17 protein-coding genes are annotated in these 16,616 nt (G+C 68.7%); 9 read left to right on the forward strand and 8 right to left on the reverse strand.

Going from position 1 to position 16,616, the window contains the following annotated elements:
• Positions 1-197: 197 nt before the first annotated feature.
• The 4 genes from A5789_RS05390 to A5789_RS05405 all read right to left on the reverse strand — a co-directional run bounded on the left by A5789_RS05390 (position 198) and on the right by A5789_RS05405 (position 3,496).
• On the reverse strand, positions 198-1,103 hold the full coding sequence (locus tag A5789_RS05390; protein ID WP_064901954.1) for an amino acid ABC transporter permease: 906 nt from the start codon (positions 1,101-1,103) through the stop codon (positions 198-200).
• Entirely contained in the window at positions 1,100-1,786 is a 687-nt protein-coding gene (locus tag A5789_RS05395) for an amino acid ABC transporter permease (RefSeq protein ID WP_063017436.1), read from the reverse strand. Before A5789_RS05395 ends, A5789_RS05390 begins: the two co-directional genes overlap by 4 nt.
• A 65-nt stretch (positions 1,787-1,851) precedes the next feature.
• A complete protein-coding gene (locus tag A5789_RS05400; RefSeq protein ID WP_064901953.1) occupies positions 1,852-2,682 on the reverse strand; it encodes a glutamate ABC transporter substrate-binding protein in 831 nt (276 codons plus the stop codon).
• Positions 2,683-2,767: 85 nt separating this feature from the next.
• On the reverse strand, positions 2,768-3,496 hold the full coding sequence (locus tag A5789_RS05405) for an amino acid ABC transporter ATP-binding protein (protein ID WP_063017471.1): 729 nt from the start codon (positions 3,494-3,496) through the stop codon (positions 2,768-2,770).
• A gap of 297 nt (positions 3,497-3,793) precedes the next feature.
• Between A5789_RS05405 and miaB the strand changes: the two genes are divergently transcribed.
• Entirely contained in the window at positions 3,794-5,413 is a 1,620-nt protein-coding gene (miaB, locus tag A5789_RS05410) for a tRNA (N6-isopentenyl adenosine(37)-C2)-methylthiotransferase MiaB (protein WP_064901952.1), read from the forward strand.
• Between the two features lie 138 nt (positions 5,414-5,551).
• Positions 5,552-6,133, forward strand: a complete 582-nt coding sequence (locus A5789_RS05415) for a hypothetical protein (RefSeq protein ID WP_063017477.1) — start codon at positions 5,552-5,554, stop codon at positions 6,131-6,133.
• Between the two features lie 12 nt (positions 6,134-6,145).
• On the opposite strand, the gene A5789_RS05420 is transcribed toward A5789_RS05415, so the two are convergent.
• Both A5789_RS05420 and A5789_RS05425 read right to left on the reverse strand, forming a co-directional pair.
• Positions 6,146-6,547 carry a nitroreductase family deazaflavin-dependent oxidoreductase gene (locus A5789_RS05420; protein ID WP_064901960.1) on the reverse strand — a complete coding sequence of 134 codons (402 nt, stop codon included), beginning with the start codon at positions 6,545-6,547 and terminating at the stop codon, positions 6,146-6,148.
• 91 nt (positions 6,548-6,638) lie between these two features.
• Positions 6,639-8,147 (reverse strand): DUF349 domain-containing protein, encoded by a 1,509-nt coding sequence (locus A5789_RS05425; protein WP_063017439.1) that lies wholly within the window; start codon positions 8,145-8,147, stop codon positions 6,639-6,641.
• A gap of 198 nt (positions 8,148-8,345) precedes the next feature.
• Here A5789_RS05425 and A5789_RS05430 point away from each other — a divergent pair, with 198 nt between their 5' ends.
• From A5789_RS05430 to hflX, 5 genes are all read left to right on the forward strand, one after another.
• Positions 8,346-9,107, forward strand: coding sequence for a hypothetical protein (locus A5789_RS05430; protein WP_063017441.1), 762 nt, complete (start codon positions 8,346-8,348; stop codon positions 9,105-9,107).
• Entirely contained in the window at positions 9,104-10,027 is a 924-nt protein-coding gene (gene miaA, locus A5789_RS05435; protein ID WP_063017443.1) for a tRNA (adenosine(37)-N6)-dimethylallyltransferase MiaA, read from the forward strand. Before A5789_RS05430 ends, miaA begins: the two co-directional genes overlap by 4 nt.
• Before the next feature lie 44 nt (positions 10,028-10,071).
• Positions 10,072-10,869 carry an RNA methyltransferase gene (locus tag A5789_RS05440; RefSeq protein WP_227462860.1) on the forward strand — a complete coding sequence of 266 codons (798 nt, stop codon included), beginning with the start codon at positions 10,072-10,074 and terminating at the stop codon, positions 10,867-10,869.
• A 66-nt stretch (positions 10,870-10,935) separates the two neighbouring features.
• Positions 10,936-11,817: a diaminopimelate epimerase gene (gene dapF, locus A5789_RS05445; protein ID WP_064901958.1), complete on the forward strand. Its 882-nt coding sequence runs from the start codon at positions 10,936-10,938 to the stop codon at positions 11,815-11,817.
• 94 nt (positions 11,818-11,911) lie between these two features.
• Positions 11,912-13,513: a GTPase HflX gene (gene hflX, locus A5789_RS05450; protein WP_082857335.1), complete on the forward strand. Its 1,602-nt coding sequence runs from the start codon at positions 11,912-11,914 to the stop codon at positions 13,511-13,513.
• A 44-nt stretch (positions 13,514-13,557) separates the two neighbouring features.
• On the opposite strand, the gene A5789_RS37205 is transcribed toward hflX, so the two are convergent.
• A complete protein-coding gene (locus A5789_RS37205) occupies positions 13,558-13,800 on the reverse strand; it encodes a hypothetical protein (protein WP_181068487.1) in 243 nt (80 codons plus the stop codon).
• On the opposite strand from A5789_RS37205, the gene A5789_RS05455 reads away from it, so the two are divergent.
• Entirely contained in the window at positions 13,784-14,590 is an 807-nt protein-coding gene (locus A5789_RS05455; RefSeq protein WP_227462859.1) for a lysophospholipid acyltransferase family protein, read from the forward strand. The genes A5789_RS37205 and A5789_RS05455 overlap by 17 nt on opposite strands.
• Positions 14,591-14,742: 152 nt before the next feature.
• Positions 14,743-15,888 (forward strand): acyl-CoA dehydrogenase family protein, encoded by a 1,146-nt coding sequence (locus tag A5789_RS05460; protein ID WP_063017447.1) that lies wholly within the window; start codon positions 14,743-14,745, stop codon positions 15,886-15,888.
• 99 nt (positions 15,889-15,987) lie between these two features.
• Here the strand turns inward: A5789_RS05460 and A5789_RS05465 are convergent, their stop codons facing one another.
• A complete protein-coding gene (locus A5789_RS05465) occupies positions 15,988-16,614 on the reverse strand; it encodes a UdgX family uracil-DNA binding protein (RefSeq protein WP_063017449.1) in 627 nt (208 codons plus the stop codon).
• Positions 16,615-16,616 lie beyond the last annotated feature (2 nt).

Consider the following 16,616-nt stretch of genomic DNA (forward strand, 5'->3'; position numbering starts at 1 on the left):
CGATTGGACACCCATCCCCGGCCGCCGCGAGTGGCGTGGCCCGGCGACCGGGGTGGTGCGCGTTCAGGATCGACCATCGAGCCGGCGGGTGCGAGGGTTGTGCTCGGTGCGAGCGCAACTCGTCCCGCGGAGGACGTCGACACCGTCGCCCTGCCCAGCTGCGCACCCGAATCCGCCGCGATCGCCGAACCGCCTGGTTACGGCGCCGCGGTCCGGCTCAGCGACAGATCCACGCCCGGCGCGGCATCGGTGAGCACCGAATTCACACCCAGTACCGTCCGCCCCCGGCGCCGCGACCGCAACCGCTGCTCCACTCTGGTGGCGAGGACAGTCAGCGCCCAGTTCAGGGCGATCATGATGACGGCGACCACGATCAGCGCCGGCACGGTGTTCTGCTCGGCCGCACCCAGCTGCTGACCCTGGCGCACGATTTCCTGATAGGTGATCTGGTAGCCGAGTGCGGTGTCCTTGAGCGCCACGACCATCTGCGAGATCAGCGCAGGCAGCATCGCCGTCACCGCCTGCGGCAGCAGGATGATCCGCATCATCTGCGCCTTGCGCAATCCCAGCGCCTGGGCCGCCTCGGTCTGGCCGCGCGGCAGCGATCGAATGCCCGAGCGCACGATCTCGGCGATCACCGACCCGTTGTACACGGTCAGGGCGATCACCACGGCCGCCAGCGCCAGCTGGTCGGAGGCGAACAGATTGTCCTTGGCGAACCAGTTGTAGAGGAAGATCATCAGGATCAGCACCGGAATGGCCCGGGCCACCTCGACGATCACCCCGGCCACCCACCGCACGACGCGATGCTCGGACAGGCGCAGCAAGCCGAAGACCACGCCGATCACCATCGCGAACACGATCGCCAGCGCGGCGGCCACCAGGGTGCCGCGCAAGCCGGGCAGGATGTAGGTCTGCCAGACCTCCGACTCTACGAACGGCTTCCACTTCTCGGCGGTGAGCTGGCCCTTCTCGTCGAACGCCCGCCACACCAGCCAGCCGAGCACCACCAGGACCGCCAGCACCAGCACCGAATACAGCGCATGCCGCCGGCGCGCCTTCGGGCCGGGGACGTCGTAGAGGACCGAGGCATTCGCACTCATCGCTTCACCTCGAATCGCTTGGCCAGCCAGCCGAACAGCAATCCGGTGGGCAGCGTGAGAATGACGAAGCCGAGGGCGAAGATCGCGCCGATGGCGAGAATGTCGGCCTCGGTCTCGTTCATGGAGGCCATCAGAGCCGCCGCCTCGGCCACACCGATCGCCGACGCGATCGTGGAATTCTTCGTCAGCGCGATCAATACGCTGCCCAGCGGCGCGATCACCGACCGGAACGCCTGCGGCAACACCACATGTCGCAGATTCTGACCGAAAGTCAAGCCCAGTGACCGTCCCGCCTCGGACTGCCCCAGCGGCACGGTGTTGATACCCGCGCGCAGCGATTCACACACGAACGACGCCGTGTACACACTCAAGCCGAGGACGGCGAAACGAAAGTTGTTGGTGGGCAGGAAATCCAGCCCCGAACTCTCACTCGCGAGTTTGATGCCCAGGGTCGTATAGAGACCGAGTGAGCAGAACACCAGGATCAACGTGAGCGGGGTATTGCGGAACACGGTCACATACGCGGTACCGATCCACCGCGCCACCGGAATCGGCGACACTCGCATCGCCGCCACCAGGGTGCCGATGATCAGCGCCCCGACGGCGGAGAACACGGTCAGTTCGATGGTTACCCAGAAGGCGTCCCACAGCTGATTGTCGTATCGGGAGATCAAGTCGAACACGGTGGACGCGCCCTCCTACTTCTCTGTGCCGGACAGGGTTCCGGGCGGCCGGAACCCGCGCCGAATCAGTAGCGGTCGACCTGCGGCGGCGACGGGATCGGGAAGGTGTTGCCGAAGTTCTTCTCCAGCGAGGCTTTCCAGGAGCCGTCGTTGATCATCGCCTCGATCGCATCGTTGATCTTGTCGCGAGACTCCTTGTCGCCCTTCTTCAGGCCGATGCCGTAGTTCTCGGTCGTGAACGGCTGCCCGACCACCTTCAACTGGCCCGGAGATTGCGCGGCGTAACCGGCCAGAATGATGTTGTCGGTGGTGACCGCGTCCACCGCCCCGGATTTCAGCGCCTCCACGCACAGCGAATAGGTGTCGTATTCCTGCAACTGCACATCGTTGGCGAAATTCTTCTGAATGTTCTGCGCCGGTGTGGATCCCTTCACCGAGCAGAGCTTCTTGCCGCCCTTCAGCGATTCCGGACCGGTGATATCGGCGTTGTCGGCGCGCACCAGCAAGGATTGGCCCGCAACGTAATACGGCCCGGCGAAGTCGACCTTCTGCTTGCGCTGATCGGTGATCGAATAGGTGGCGACCACATAATCGACCTGCCCGTTCTGGATCAGCGTCTCGCGTTGTGCGGAGGGAGCCTCCTTGAAGGTGATCTTGTCCGGGCTCACGCCGAGCTTTCCGGCGACGTAGGTCGCCACATCCACATCGGATCCGGAGAACGACCCGTCCCGATTGCGCAGGCCCAGACCCGGCTGATCGAATTTGATGCCGATGGTGAGTTTGCCTTCCGACGCGTGTTCGGTGGCGGTCTTGTTGCTGCCGCCGCCGCATCCGGTCGCGACGACCGCGATGGCCAGCGCGCCGATGCCGAACCGCAGCGCTCGGGTGATCCTCATCGAATGCCTTCTCTCTCGTGAAGTGTGAAGGGTCCTCCGCGGTGCGCGGGCCGGTCATCGATCCCGCCGCGGTCGTGCATTGCGATCAATGGCTCAAGATTTTGCCCAGGAAATCCTTGGCACGCTCGGAAGCGGGTGCGGTGAAGAAGGTTTCGGGCGCCGTGTCCTCGACGATCCGGCCGTCGGCCATGAACAGCACACGGTCTCCGGCGCGGCGGGCGAATCCCATCTCGTGCGTGACCACCAGCATCGTCATGCCCTCCTTGGCCAATGCGACCATCACCTCCAGCACCTCGTTGACCATTTCCGGATCCAGCGCCGAGGTGGGCTCGTCGAACAGCATCACCTTCGGATTCATCGCCAACGCCCGGGCGATGGCCACGCGCTGCTGCTGACCGCCCGACAGCTGCGCCGGATACTTGTCGGCCTGATCGGCGATGCCCACCCGCTCGAGCAGTTCCAGTGCCCGCGCGCGGGCCTGCTTCTTGTCGATGCGGCGCACCTTGACCGGCCCGAGCACGACGTTGTCCAGGATCGTCTTGTGCGCGAACAGATTGAACGACTGGAACACCATGCCCACGTCGGCGCGCAACTTCGCCAGTGCGCGGCCCTCGGCCGGAAGCTCGACACCGTCGACGGCGATGGTGCCGGAATCGATCGGTTCGAGCCGATTGACGGTGCGGCACAACGTGGATTTGCCCGACCCGGAGGGGCCGAGCACGATCACCACCTGCCCCCGCGGCACCTCCAGATTCACATCGCGCAGCACATGCAGATCGCCGAAATGCTTGTCCACGTTGCGCATCGAGATCATCGGTGGAACGGTCGCGGTTCCCGCGGATGCCTCGGCCGCGACCGGATCGGAGGTGTTCCCAGCGCTGGCGGTGCCGGGTGTTGCGTCGGCAGCATCGGTCATGACAGTCGACCCTAGAGCGGTCCTGCGCGAAATGCGCACTTTTGGCGCGTGCGTCGCGCCGTCGCCGCCTGCGCTTAACCCGGTGGTGACCTGGGCACCCGCCCGCGTGACCGGCGTCACCGCGGCCCGGTCCCGGGCGACCGGGGTGGGCGTCCGATTTCGCGCAGCGTCTACCCTGGACCCGTGAATTCGTCCATGCAGGTTGCAGCGCATTCGGCTGCGGGACGCGCCCCCGGTTCGGCCACCGATCCGCAGTCCCCGCGGACCTACGAGGTGCGCACCTACGGCTGCCAGATGAACGTGCACGACTCCGAACGGCTGTCGGGCCTGCTCGAGGACGCCGGATACACCAAGGCGACGGGCGGGCAGACCGCCGATCTGGTGGTGTTCAACACCTGCGCGGTGCGCGAGAACGCCGACAACAAACTGTACGGAACGCTCGGACATCTGGCCCCGATCAAGGCCGAGCGGCCCGGTATGCAGATCGCGGTCGGCGGCTGCCTGGCGCAGAAGGACCGCGACACCGTCGTGCGCAAGGCGCCCTGGGTCGATGTCGTCTTCGGCACCCACAACATCGGGTCGCTGCCGGTGCTGCTCGAGCGCGCCCGCCACAACGAGCAGGCGCAGGTCGAAATCCTGGAATCGCTGGAGGCCTTCCCGTCCACGCTGCCGGCTCGTCGCGAATCCGCCTACGCCGGCTGGGTGTCGATCTCGGTGGGCTGCAACAACACCTGCACGTTCTGCATCGTGCCCTCGCTGCGCGGCAAAGAGGTCGACCGGCGGCCGGGCGATGTGCTGGCCGAGGTGCAGGCGCTGGTGGATCAGGGCGTGCTCGAGGTGACGCTGCTCGGGCAGAACGTCAACTCCTACGGGGTGAACTTCGCCGAACCCGCACTGCCGCAAGGACATCCGGCCGACTTCGCGCCTGAACACCGGGACCGCGGCGCCTTCGCGAAATTGCTGCGCGCCTGCGGCAGCATCGACGGGCTCGAGCGGGTGCGTTTCACCTCGCCGCATCCGGCGGAATTCACCGACGACGTCATCGAGGCGATGGCGCAGACTCCGAACGTGTGCCCGCAGTTGCACATGCCGCTGCAATCGGGTTCGGACCGGGTGCTCAAGGCGATGCGCCGGTCCTACCGCAAGGATCGCTACCTCGGCATCATCGAGAAGGTGCGGGCCGCGATGCCGCACGCCGCGATCACCACCGACATCATCGTCGGCTTCCCCGGCGAGACGGAGGAGGATTTCCAGGAGACCCTGGACGTCGTCCGGCAGGCGCGGTTCACCAGCGCCTTCACCTTCCAGTATTCGATCCGTCCCGGCACGCCCGCAGCCACCATGGCCGATCAGGTGCCCAAGGCGGTGGTCCAGGAGCGCTACGACCGGTTGATCGAACTGCAGGAACAGATCTCGCTGGAAGCCAATCGCGCGCTGATCGGCACCGAGGTCGAACTGCTGGTCGCCGAGGGCGCCGGCAAGAAGAACGCGGCGACCGCGCGGATGAGCGGCCGGGCGCGCGACGGCCGGCTGGTGCACTTCCGGCCCGGCGACGCGGCGATTCGGCCCGGCGATATCGTCACCGTCGACATCATCGAGGCGGCGCCCCACCACCTCATCGCCGACGGTCCGGTCCACACCCACCGCCGCACCCGCGCCGGCGATGCGCACGAACGCGGTGTACTGCCGAAGACCGCACCGATCGGGGTGGGCCTCGGACTGCCGCGGATCGGTGCCCCGGAGACTCCGCCGGCGGCCGCCGGTTGTGAGACTCCGCCGGCGGCCGCCGGTTGTGACACCGGATGCGGGGCGTGACCGATGGCCGAACGCGGGAACGAGGACGCCGATCGCGACGCCACACCGGAGCGATCCGGTGACGCGTCCGCGCCGCAGCACCCGCACCAGCCACCGGCGCAGCAGCCGAACGATGCGACCGAGCCGAATGAGGAGAGCATGAACCCCGCAGAGTCGAAGGTCTTCGAGCAGTTCCGCGGCGACCTCGAGGCCGTCGAACGCAAGATCGCCGGCGAGATCGATCCCGGGACGCGGGCGATGGTGGTCGCGATCGCGGTGTTCGTCCTGCTGCTGTCGCTGGTCCTGCCGCATGCCGGCGCCGCCCGCGGCCTGGATGTGCTGGCCTTCGACAACCATGCGCAGGCCGAGCACATCGGGCTGCCGTCGCGGGTCTTCGAATGGTTCGTGGTGATCTTCGGGATCGGGTTCTCGTCGCTGGCGCTGGTCACCCGCCGCTGGGCGCTGGCTTGGGTCGCGGTCGCCGGATCCGCGGTGGGCAGCGTTTTCGGGGTGCTCTCGATCTGGCACCGCCAGACCCCCGGCCTCGGCAACTACCACGGCGCCGGACCGGGCATCGGACTGATTCTGGCCACGATCGGGATCGTGGTGCTGACCTTCCACTGGATCCGCGTGGTGTGGAGCCGGACCGCGCTCCAGCTCGAGGCCGAAGAGCGCCGGCGCATCGCGGCCGCCGAAAAGGAAGAGCAGGACCGGCGCCGGCTGTTCGGCGACGACAAGTAGCCGGTCCGGCGCTCAGCGTCGCAACGCCACCACGGGGATGGTGCGCTCGGTCTTCTTCGCGTGGTCGGCGAAGAACGGATACAACGCGGTGAGCTCCGTCCACGCCCGGTCGTAGTCGGCGCCCTGCAGCGGTACCGCGGTGGCCGGATAGGTCTCCCGGTCGACCTCGACCGTCACCGCCGGATCGGCGACGAGGTTCAGATACCAGTCCGGATGTTGCGGGGCGCCCACGTTCGAGGCGACGACGAGCAACCGGTCGCCGTCGGGATGGAACATCATCGGCGTGGTGTGCGGCGTCCCCGACCGCCGGCCGGTGGTGGTGAGAAGCACCAGACGATCCCGGTGCATCCCCTCGATCGGGCCACCGGCGCGGAACTGCTCGATGACGCCTCGATTGATCTCGCGGACATCCATGGTCGGCTCCTCGTCGAGATTGCTGCGGGGCGGCGGCGCGTACCGGCCGGTCGGCGGCGAACTCGACACCGCCGGCCGGCGAACGAACGGCTCAGCGCCGGCTGACCGCACCCTCGGCGGCATCCGCCCATTCACGCCATTGCTTGGCCTGCTCGAGCGCCTTCTCGGCATCGCGCGTGCGGCCCGCCGCCTCGGCCTTGGCCGCCTGTTCCTCGAACTGGGCGACCCGCTCGCGGAACTGCGCCGCGCGAGCCATCGCTTCGGGGTCGGTACGCCGCCACTGGGCGTCCACCGCCTCGCGTACCCGCTTCTCCAGCGCCCGCAGTTTGCCCTCGAGTTCGTGCATGCGCTCGCGCGGCACCTTGCCGACCGCATCCCACCGCTCCTGCAGTTCGCGCAGGGCGGCGCGCGCGGAATCCAGTGTCGCGGAATCGGGTTCGATGTGCTCGGGGATGCGGTCCTCGTAGTGGCGCAGCAGTTCCTCCTTGGCCACCGCGTTCTGCCCGAATTCGGCATCGCGTTCGGAGGCGGCGGCGTTGCGCGCGGCGAAGAACACGTCCTGGGCGCTCTTGAAGCGCCGCCACAACTGCTCGTCGGCCTCGCGGGGGGCGCGCCCGGCCGCCTTCCACTCGGTCAGCAGATCCCGGAAGACCGCGGCGGTGCCCACCCAGTCGGTGGAATCGGACAGCTCCTCGGCCCGCGCGCACAGTTCCTCTTTGCGTGCCTTCGCGGCGGCGCGTTCGCGATCGAGTTCGGCGAAGTGCGCGCCCCGGCGGCGGTTGAACGCCTCGCGCGCCTTGGAGAAGCGCCGCCACAGTGCGTCGTCGACCTTGCGGTCCACCCCGCGGATGGACTTCCACTCCTCGAGGATTTCACGCAGCCGGTCACCGGCCGCCTTCCACTGGGTGGATTCGGCGGCGATCTGCTCGGCCTCCGCGCACAGCGCCTCCTTGCGCTCGGTGTGCTCGTGCCGGGTGCGTTCCTTCTCCTCCTTGGCGTGGGCGGCCGCCTCGTCGGAATGTTCGATGATCGCCTGCAGACGCTGCGCCAGACCGTCCACATCGCCGATCACCGCCGCGGTGGGCAGGGATTCGGCGAGCGCGACGGCCGCGGCCTTTGTCTTGCGGGCGTCCGTGCCGGCCGCGAGGCGAGCCTCGAGCAGCGCGACCTCGGTGGCCAGATCGTCGAAGCGACGCCCGAAATGCGCCAGGCCCTCGGCGGCGTCACCGGCCTGCCACGAGCCGACGACGCGTTCGCCGCCGCCGGTTTTGACCCAGGCGGTGCCGTCGTCGTCGACCCGGCCCCATTCGCTGGGATCGCTGACGGTCGGCACGACCACCGGATGCGGATGCTCATGGGCGGGGCCGGGGACGGGAGCCGGTTTGACGTGGTGCGTCGCCGCCGGTTTCGCCGCCGGTTCGGCTCGCTGCGCCGCGGAGGGTTTGGGCGCGCCCGGCTTGGGTACTCCCGGGCGTGGCGCCGCGCCGGGCTTCGGGGCGGCATCGGCCGGAGTCGGACGCTTCGCGGCGGGATTGCTGGACTGCTGCGCCGCGCCGGTTTCCGGATGCACTGCCTTCTCGGTTCCGCTGTTGTCGGTCATCGCTCCTCATCCCTGCCGCGCGTCACGGCTGCCTGGTTACGCCCTAGCAGATCCCATTCAACCAGCCAATAGACAGAATTGCCCTCTCTTGCGAACGGTGGCGTGGACCGAGTGACGGTTGAGGGTGGTGGGAACACGATCACCCCGGGTGAGCGGCGGCCTCGGCTGCCGTTTCCCGGCGGCCGCTACCGTTGACGGGTGTTTCGTGTCGCCGCGCTGATTCCCTCGCCGCTCGTGCTGATTCCCGAACTGGGCGGCGCGACTCCGCTGACCGACGCCACCCACCCGGCCGCGCAGGTACCGCAACTGCGCGAGGCCGTCCTGGAGGCGGGGCGGCTGCTGGCCCGGCAGGCCCGGCACTGGACCATCGTCGGCGCGGGCACCGAGCCGACGACCGGCGTGGGCAGTTTCCGCGGCTTCGGCGCGGACGTCCGGGTCGCGTTGTCGGCGACGGACCCCGGCGGTGAGCCGCGATTCGACTGGCCGGCCGCGCTGCTGGTGGGCGCATGGCTGCGCGGACGGATCGCGGCCGAGGACGGCGAGGACATCGAGGCGCGGGCGCTGCCGGTCGATCCCGGCGCCGAGCCCGCCCGCTGCGTGGATCTGGGGGCCCGATTGCGCGGCGAGCTGGACGCCGACCCGCGCGCGCACGGTGTGCTGATCGTGGCCGACGGCGCCGCGACCCTGTCCACCACCTCGCCCGGATACCTCGATCCCCGTGCCGAGGGCGAACAACAGCGGATCGATGCCGCCCTCGACGCCGGTGACCGCGCGGCACTCGGCGCACTGGACCCGCGGCTGTGTGCCGAACTCGAGGTGGCGGGCCGTCCCGGCTTTCAGGTGCTGGCCGGTCTGTTCGGTATCGACACCGCCGATCCGAAGGTCGAAACCCTCTATCGCGCAGCACCTTTCGGTGTGGGCTACCACGCGTCGGTCTGGTATCCGGCGGGTGCGCGATGAGTGCGCCCATCGCCGTCATCGGCCCGACCGCGACCGGAAAGTCGGATCTGGCATTGGAATTGGCGGTTCGCCTGGACGGGGAGATCGTCAATATCGACGCCATGCAGCTGTATCGCGGCATGGATATCGGCACCGCCAAACTGCCGCCGCAGCAGCGCCGCGGCATTCCGCACCACCAGCTCGACGTGCTGGAGGTGACCGAAACGGCCACCGTCGCCGCGTATCAGGCCGCGGCCTCCGCCGACGTCGAGGACATTCTCGCGCGCGGCCGGGTGCCGGTCATCGTGGGCGGTTCGATGATGTACGTCCAGGCGCTGCTGGACGAGTGGGAATTCCCGGCCACCGACACCCGCGTCCGCGAGAAGTGGGAGGCGGTTCTCGAACGCGACGGGATCGCCGCCGTCCATGCCGCCCTGCGCGCCGCCGATCCCGTTGCGGCGCAGACCATTCTGCCCACCGACGGGCGGCGGATCGTCCGGGCGCTCGAGGTCGTCGAACTCACCGGCCGGCCGTTCGCCGCCTCGCAGCCGCAACGCGGCACGCCCCGATGGAATACCACGATCATCGGCGTCGACCGCGAGACCGCCGAGCTCGACGCGCGCATCGAGACCCGCACCGAGACGATGTTCGCGCAGGGTCTCGTCGACGAGGTGCGCGAATTGATCGGCCGCGGCCTGCGCCGGGGTCAGACGGCACGCCGGGCGATCGGTTACGCACAAGTCCTGGCTCATCTCGACAACGAATACGACCTGAGCCATGCGCGTGAGCGCACGCTGATCGGCACCCGCCGCTACGTGCGCCGGCAACGCTCGTGGTTCCGCCGCGACCCACGCGTGCACTGGGTCGACGGCGCCGATCCGCGCCTGGCGGATGCGGTACTGGCCCATGTGCTCGACGAACAGGAATCGATTCGGCAGTGACCCGCCCATCGACCACCCGCCCATCGACGACCCGTAATGCCTCCGTGGGGGAGTGGCGAGCCTATCTCGGCAACCGCGCCCGCCGCCGGCGCGACGGCCGCTTTCTCGTCCACGGCCGCGAACCGATCACCGCGGCGGTGGCGAACGGCTGGCCGCTGGAGGCGGTGCTGTACCGCCTCGGCGCCCCGCTGCCGGCGTGGGCGCGCGAGGTGCTCGACAACGACGCGGTGCCGGCGATCGGACTGGTCGGTGACGCCCTCGACGAACTCGCCGAACCCGATACCGGCACACCGGAACTGGTGGCGCTGGCGCACACCCGCAGCCGGGACGGCTCGGAGGTCCGCCTCGATCCGGCACGTCCGGTGGTCGTGATCGATCGCCCGGCCTCCGCGCTGCGGCTGGGCAGTGTGCTGCGCACCGCGCACGCCTTCGGCGCCGCCGCGGTGGTGATCAGCGGTTCCGGCGCGGACGAATACGACCCGCGGTGTGTGCGCGCCTCGGCAGGCGCGTTGTTCGCGGTGCCGGTGGTGCGAGTGCCCGGACCGGCTGCCGTAGCCGAATTGCGGGCGGGCGCGGGAGTCCCGGCCCGGCTGGTCGGTGTCGGTGCGGACCCCGCCGACGAGCCGGTCGATGCGCACACCTTCGCGGATGCGACGATCATGGTGTTCGCCGACGACGGCGAGCTCGACGCGCGGTGGCGCGACGCATGCGACGAGATGGTGCGGATTCCGGCGGGTGCGATGCCGGTCACCCCCTGCGCCGTTTCGGTCGTGCTGTACGAAATATCCCGGCAGCGCCGGGTGTCGGTATCGAAGGTGAACGCCGGCGCGGCCGGTGAATAGTGCGGGACGGGTGGAGGAACGACGTCGATGAGCGAGCAGGTGCAGACGGTGTCCGGCGCGGCCGATATCGAATTCGGCAAGGGCCACGGGACCCAGAACGATTTCGTGGTGCTGCCCGACGCCGACGCCCGCCTGCGCCTGGCCCCCGACACCGTCACCGTGCTGTGTGACCGGCGCCGGGGCATCGGCGCCGACGGTGTGCTGCGCGTCGCCCGGGCGGGGGCGCTGGTGGAGCGCGGCGAGCTGGCCGAACTGCCCGACGGTGTGGCCGCGGCGGACTGGTTCATGGACTATCGCAACGCCGACGGGTCGATCGCGGAGATGTGCGGCAACGGCGTGCGCGTGTTCGCCCACTATCTGCTCGCCACCGGAATGCAGCGGGATACCGAATTCGTGGTCGGCACCCGGGCGGGCGCGCGCTCGGTGGTCGTGCATTCCTTCGACGAGGTGCACGGCGAGGTCACCGTCGGTATGGGCCCGGTGCGGATGCTCGGTGATTCCACCGCCACGGTCGCCGGCAGCGCGTTGGCCGGAGTCGGGGTCGACGTAGGCAATCCGCATCTGGCCTGTGTCGATCCCGGGCTCACCGCCGACGGGCTGGCCGCGCTCGACCTCTCCGTGCCACCCGGTTTCGATCCGGAGTTGTTCCCGCACGGCGTGAACGTGGAGATTCTGACCGCGCTCGGCGAGGACGGCGCGGTCGATATGCGGGTCTACGAACGCGGCGTCGGCGAAACCCGCTCCTGCGGCACCGGCACGGTCGCCGCGGCCGCCGCGGCGCTGACGAGTGCGGGCATCGATCCGGCGGCGGATTCGGCGCAGGTGCGGGTCCGGGTGCCCGGCGGTGCCGTCACCGTGGGCATCGATCACGGGCAGGCGTGGTTGCGCGGCCCCTCGGTGCTGGTCGGTTCCGGACACCTCGCCGGTGAGTGGTGGGCCGGCGCCTGATCCGTGTGAGCTGCGCCGTACCGGGGCCGCTCCCGGCGTCGGCCGGAAATATCCGAGTGCGCCCGATGGTTGTGGCGTGGGACCATGGAGGTGTATGAGGAAATCACAAACGTACGAGTTCACCCCGATCGAGCAGCTCGACTCGGAGACGGACGGCTACGCGGACCAGGACTACAGCATCGGCGATGACGACGCCGATACCGGCGTGAGCGATTACGACGCCGACGAGGACGACGGCAGCGGCTACTCCGGCAACGGCTGGGCGGCCGCGCCCACGGTCGGTGAACTGCAACTCGACGAACGCAGCGCGCTGCGCCGTGTCGCGGGGCTGTCCACCGAGCTCACCGACGTCACCGAGGTCGAGTACCGGCAGTTGCGACTGGAGCGGGTCGTGCTGGTCGGCGTGTGGACCGAGGGCAACGCCGCGCAGGCCGACGCCAGCATGGCCGAATTGGCCGCGCTCGCCGAAACCGCCGGCTCTCAGGTGCTCGACGCGCTGATCCAGCGCCGCGACAAGCCCGATCCGGCCACCTACATCGGCTCGGGTAAGGCCGATGAATTGCGCTCGGTGGTGCTCGGGACCGGCGCCGACACGGTGATCTGCGACGGTGAGCTGACCCCCGCGCAGCTGAACGCGCTGGAGAAGGTCGTCAAGGTGAAGGTCATCGACCGCACCGCGCTGATTCTGGACATCTTCGCCCAGCACGCCACCTCCCGCGAGGGTAAGGCGCAGGTGTCGCTGGCACAGATGGAGTACATGCTGCCGCGACTGCGCGGCTGGGGTGAATCGATGTCGCGGCAGGCCGGTGGCCGGGCCGGTGGTGCGGGCGGCGGTGTGGGTACCCGTGGCCCCGGTGAGACCAAGATCGAGACCGATCGCCGCCGGATCCGCGAGCGGATGGCCAAGTTGCGCCGCGAGATCAAGGAGATGAAGACCGCCCGCGACACCAAGCGGTCGCGGCGCACCTCCAGCGGCATCCCGGCGGTGGCGATCGTCGGCTACACCAACGCCGGGAAATCCAGCCTGATGAACGCCCTGACCGGCGCGGGCATCCTGGTGCAGGACGCGCTGTTCGCCACCCTGGATCCGACTACTCGCCGGGCCGCGCTCGACGACGGCCGCGAGGTCGTCTTCACCGACACCGTCGGATTCGTCCGGCATCTGCCGACTCAGCTGGTGGAAGCGTTCCGGTCCACCCTCGAGGAGGTCACCGGCGCCGATCTGCTGCTGCATGTGGTCGACGGTTCCGACGCGCTGCCCGATCAGCAGATCAAGGCCGTGCGCGAGGTGATCACCGATGTGCTGCGCGAGCAGGGCGAGGGATCCGGGCCGCCGGAGTTGCTGGTGGTGAACAAGATCGACGCGTTGGACGCGACGCAGCTGGCGCATCTGCGTGCGCAGCTGCCGGGCGCGGTGTTCGTCTCGGCCCGCACCGGCCGCGGCATCGACCAGTTGCGCGAACGGCTGGCGGAGATCCTCGGCGGGCTCGATGTCGAGGTGAGTGTGCTGCTCCCGTACACTCGTGGTGATCTGCTCGCGCGCATCCACTCCGACGGCCGCATCATCAGCTCCTCGCACGAGGAGGGTGGTACGCGGGTGCGGGCCCGGGTTCCCCGGGCGCTCGCACCGACCCTGTCGCAGTACGCGCACGCGGGCACCGTCGGCAGTGCGGAAGCAGCGGGGCCTTCGCACTGAAGCTTTCGTAGTCTGTGTGCCACAGTCGTTTCGGTAGAATCGCGTCACCGAACGGCTGCAGGGAGGGTGCAAATGTCCGGGAACGATGTCATGCCTGTCGATTCCACGCCTGTCGAATCCATGCCCATCGAATCCATGCCTGTCGAATCCACCGCCGAGCGCTCGCCGGCAACACCGGGGCAGTCCGCGTCGCCGGACGCTTCCGCCAGGCCGAGCGCTGCCGCGATGCCGAGCGTTCCCGCCACGCTCAGTGACGGAGCACCGTTGCGAATGACGGTGCCCGCCATCGATCTTCGCGTTTTCGACGCCCTGTCGACGCCGGTGCGGCTGTGGAACAGTCCGGTTTTCCACGGCCTGGACAACATTCCCGAGACCGGCCCGGTCATGCTCGTCGGCAACCACACGCTGCTCGGCGGCGTGGACGCGCCGCTGCTGGTGCACGAGATCTACCACCGCACCGGCCGGGTGGTGCGCGGCCTGGCGGAGAACGTGCTGATGCGGGTGCCGCCGGTGCGTGAGCTCGTGCACCGGATCGGCAGCGTGCGTGGTTCGCGCGACAATTGCCGCACCCTGCTCGACAACGGCGAGGCCGTCATCGTGTTCCCCGGCGGTGGCCGCGAGGCGATGCGCCGCAAAGGTGAGAAATACCACCTCAAATGGGAGGGGCGTACCGGCTTCGCCCGCATGGCGATCGAGGCCGGCGCGCCGATCCTGCCCACCGCGATGATCGGCGCCGACGACGTGTTCGACGTGGTCTTCGACGGCGATCATCCGGTGATGAGCCCGCTGCGCTGGACCGTCGAGGCGCTCGGAATCCGCGGCAATCTCACTCCGCCGCTCATGCGCGGAATCGGTCCCACCGTCGTGCCCCGGCCCGAACGGTTCTACTACTCGATCGGCACGCCCATCGAGACCACGCCGTGGCAGGACGCCACCGATCTGGACGCCGCCGCGGAGGAATTGCAGCAGGTGGTGCGCAAGGCGCTGGAGGAGGAGATCATCGCTCTGCTGGCCGAGCGCGATCGTGATCGCGGGCGCACCCTGTGGGGCCGCGTCCGCGGCGCTGTCGGACTGTAGAGGTTTACCCGCGTTCAGGGTGCGCAGGGATCACCTGCTGAAGCTTTTCGCACAGGTGGGCGACTTTTTTCGGATCTGAAGTGAACCGCGATTCCCCTTCCGGGTACCGTATGTGGCAGGCGAGTTGCCGATGTGGTCACTAGGAGGTTGGCGTGGAGCGCACCCTTTTCGAACCCGAACACGATCTGTTCCGGGAGTCATACCGTAAATTTCTGGATCAGCACGTCGCGCCGCACCATGCCGAGTGGGAGCAGGCGGGCGTCGTGGATCGGCAGCTGTGGCTGGAGGCCGGTAAGCAGGGTTTCCTCGGCATGGCCGTGCCCGAGGAGTTCGGTGGCGGCGGGGTCAAGGATTTCCGCTACAACGCGGTGATCACCGAGGAGACCACCAAGGGTCAGTACTCGGGTCTGGGCTTCTCGCTGCACAACGACGTGATCGCGCCGTATCTGCTGGAGCTGGCCAACGATGAGCAGAAGCAGCGCTGGCTGCCCGGATTCTGCTCCGGTGAGATCATCACCGCCATCGCCATGACCGAGCCGGGCACCGGTTCGGATCTGCAGGGCATCAAGACCCGCGCGGTGAAGGACGGCGACGACTGGGTCATCAACGGCGCCAAGACCTTCATCACCAACGGCATCAACTCCGACATCGTGATCGTGGTCGCGCAGACCGATCCCGAGAAGGGGGCGATGGGCTTCTCGCTGCTCGTCGTCGAGCGCGGCATGCCCGGCTTCGAGCGCGGCCGCAACCTCGACAAGATCGGTCTCAAGGCGCAGGACACCGCCGAGCTCAGCTTCACCGACGTGCGGGTTCCGGCCAAAAACCTGCTCGGCACCGAGGGCATGGGCTTCATCCACCTGATGCAGAACCTGCCGCAGGAGCGGATGTCGATCGCCGTGATGGCCGCCGCCGCGATGGAAGGCTGCCTGGAGACCACCATCCAGTACGTGCGCGACCGCAAGGCCTTCGGCAAACCCATCGGCGCCCAGCAGAACACGCGTTTCGTCCTGGCCGAGCTGGCCACCAAGACCACCGCGGTGCGCGTGCTGGTCGACCGCTTCATCGAGGCTCTCAACGCCGGCACGCTCTCGGCCGAGGATGCCGCGATGGCCAAGTGGTGGAGCACCGAGGAACAGCTCGACCTGATCACCAAATGCCTGCAGCTGCACGGCGGTTACGGTTACATGCGCGAGTACCCCATCGCCAAGGCGTATATGGATGCGCGCGTGCAGACCATCTACGGCGGCACCACCGAGATCATGAAGGAGATCATCGGCCGCTCCTTGAAGCTGAGCTGACGACACCGAGCTGACGTACTTCGGCTGCCCGTCTCCGGCAGCAACGGCCGCCGCCGGACCACCGGCGGCGGCCGTGGTGTGCCGCAAGCGTTTTCGCTCCTAGGAGCTCGTTCCGGACAGTGCGGTGGCCGCCTCGGTGAGGTCGGCGACCAGCCCGTCGTAGGCCTCGTCGCGATCGGGAGCGCGCAGCGCGGCGGCCGGATGGATGGTGGCCAGCGCACGGTGATCGTCGTGCGCGATCAGCCGCCCGCGGTCGCGGGTGATCCGGAAAGCGGGACCGAAGACGGCCTGGGCGGCCACCGCACCCAGGCAGACCACCAACCGCGGGCGGATCGCGTCGAGCTCGGCGGTCAGCCAGGGCGTGCACGCGACGATCTCGGTGCGCCCGGGCTTCTGATGGATGCGGCGCTTACCACGCTCGGTGAACTTGAAATGCTTCACCGCGTTCGTGAGATACACCGCGTCACGGTCGATTCCGGCATCGGCGAGGGCGCGATTCAGCAGCGTCCCGGCGGGGCCGACGAACGGGTGTCCGGCCAGATCCTCACGGTCGCCGGGTTGCTCGCCGATCATCACCATCGGGGCGTGCGCCGGGCCCTCGCCGAAGACGGTCCGGCTCGCATGCCGGTACAGATCGCAGCCGTGACATCCGCCCGCGGCCTCGCGCAATCGCGCGAGATCCGTGGTGTCCGGCACGAATTCCGCCGCACCCGGGGCTTTCACCATGA

Origin of the sequence: Nocardia sp. 852002-51101_SCH5132738, assembly GCF_001665695.1 — a bacterium.
Classification (GTDB): domain Bacteria; phylum Actinomycetota; class Actinomycetes; order Mycobacteriales; family Mycobacteriaceae; genus Nocardia; species Nocardia nova.

What these genes read in the sequence shown, in the direction of transcription:
- A5789_RS05390 (WP_064901954.1), bottom strand. Translation starts at nt 1,103, where the DNA reads ATGAGTGCGAATGCCTCGGTCCTCTACGACGTCCCCGGCCCGAAGGCG.
- A5789_RS05400 (WP_064901953.1), bottom strand. Translation starts at nt 2,682, where the DNA reads ATGAGGATCACCCGAGCGCTGCGGTTCGGCATCGGCGCGCTGGCCATC.
- A5789_RS05405 (WP_063017471.1), bottom strand. Translation starts at nt 3,496, where the DNA reads ATGATCTCGATGCGCAACGTGGACAAGCATTTCGGCGATCTGCATGTG.
- miaB (WP_064901952.1), top strand. Translation starts at nt 3,794, where the DNA reads ATGCAGGTTGCAGCGCATTCGGCTGCGGGACGCGCCCCCGGTTCGGCC.
- A5789_RS05415 (WP_063017477.1), top strand. Translation starts at nt 5,552, where the DNA reads ATGAACCCCGCAGAGTCGAAGGTCTTCGAGCAGTTCCGCGGCGACCTC.
- A5789_RS05420 (WP_064901960.1), bottom strand. Translation starts at nt 6,547, where the DNA reads ATGGATGTCCGCGAGATCAATCGAGGCGTCATCGAGCAGTTCCGCGCC.
- A5789_RS05425 (WP_063017439.1), bottom strand. Translation starts at nt 8,147, where the DNA reads ATGACCGACAACAGCGGAACCGAGAAGGCAGTGCATCCGGAAACCGGC.
- miaA (WP_063017443.1), top strand. Translation starts at nt 9,104, where the DNA reads ATGAGTGCGCCCATCGCCGTCATCGGCCCGACCGCGACCGGAAAGTCG.
- hflX (WP_082857335.1), top strand. Translation starts at nt 11,912, where the DNA reads ATGAGGAAATCACAAACGTACGAGTTCACCCCGATCGAGCAGCTCGAC.
- A5789_RS05455 (WP_227462859.1), top strand. Translation starts at nt 13,784, where the DNA reads ATGACGGTGCCCGCCATCGATCTTCGCGTTTTCGACGCCCTGTCGACG.
- A5789_RS37205 (WP_181068487.1), bottom strand. Translation starts at nt 13,800, where the DNA reads ATGGCGGGCACCGTCATTCGCAACGGTGCTCCGTCACTGAGCGTGGCG.
- A5789_RS05465 (WP_063017449.1), bottom strand. Translation starts at nt 16,614, where the DNA reads ATGGTGAAAGCCCCGGGTGCGGCGGAATTCGTGCCGGACACCACGGAT.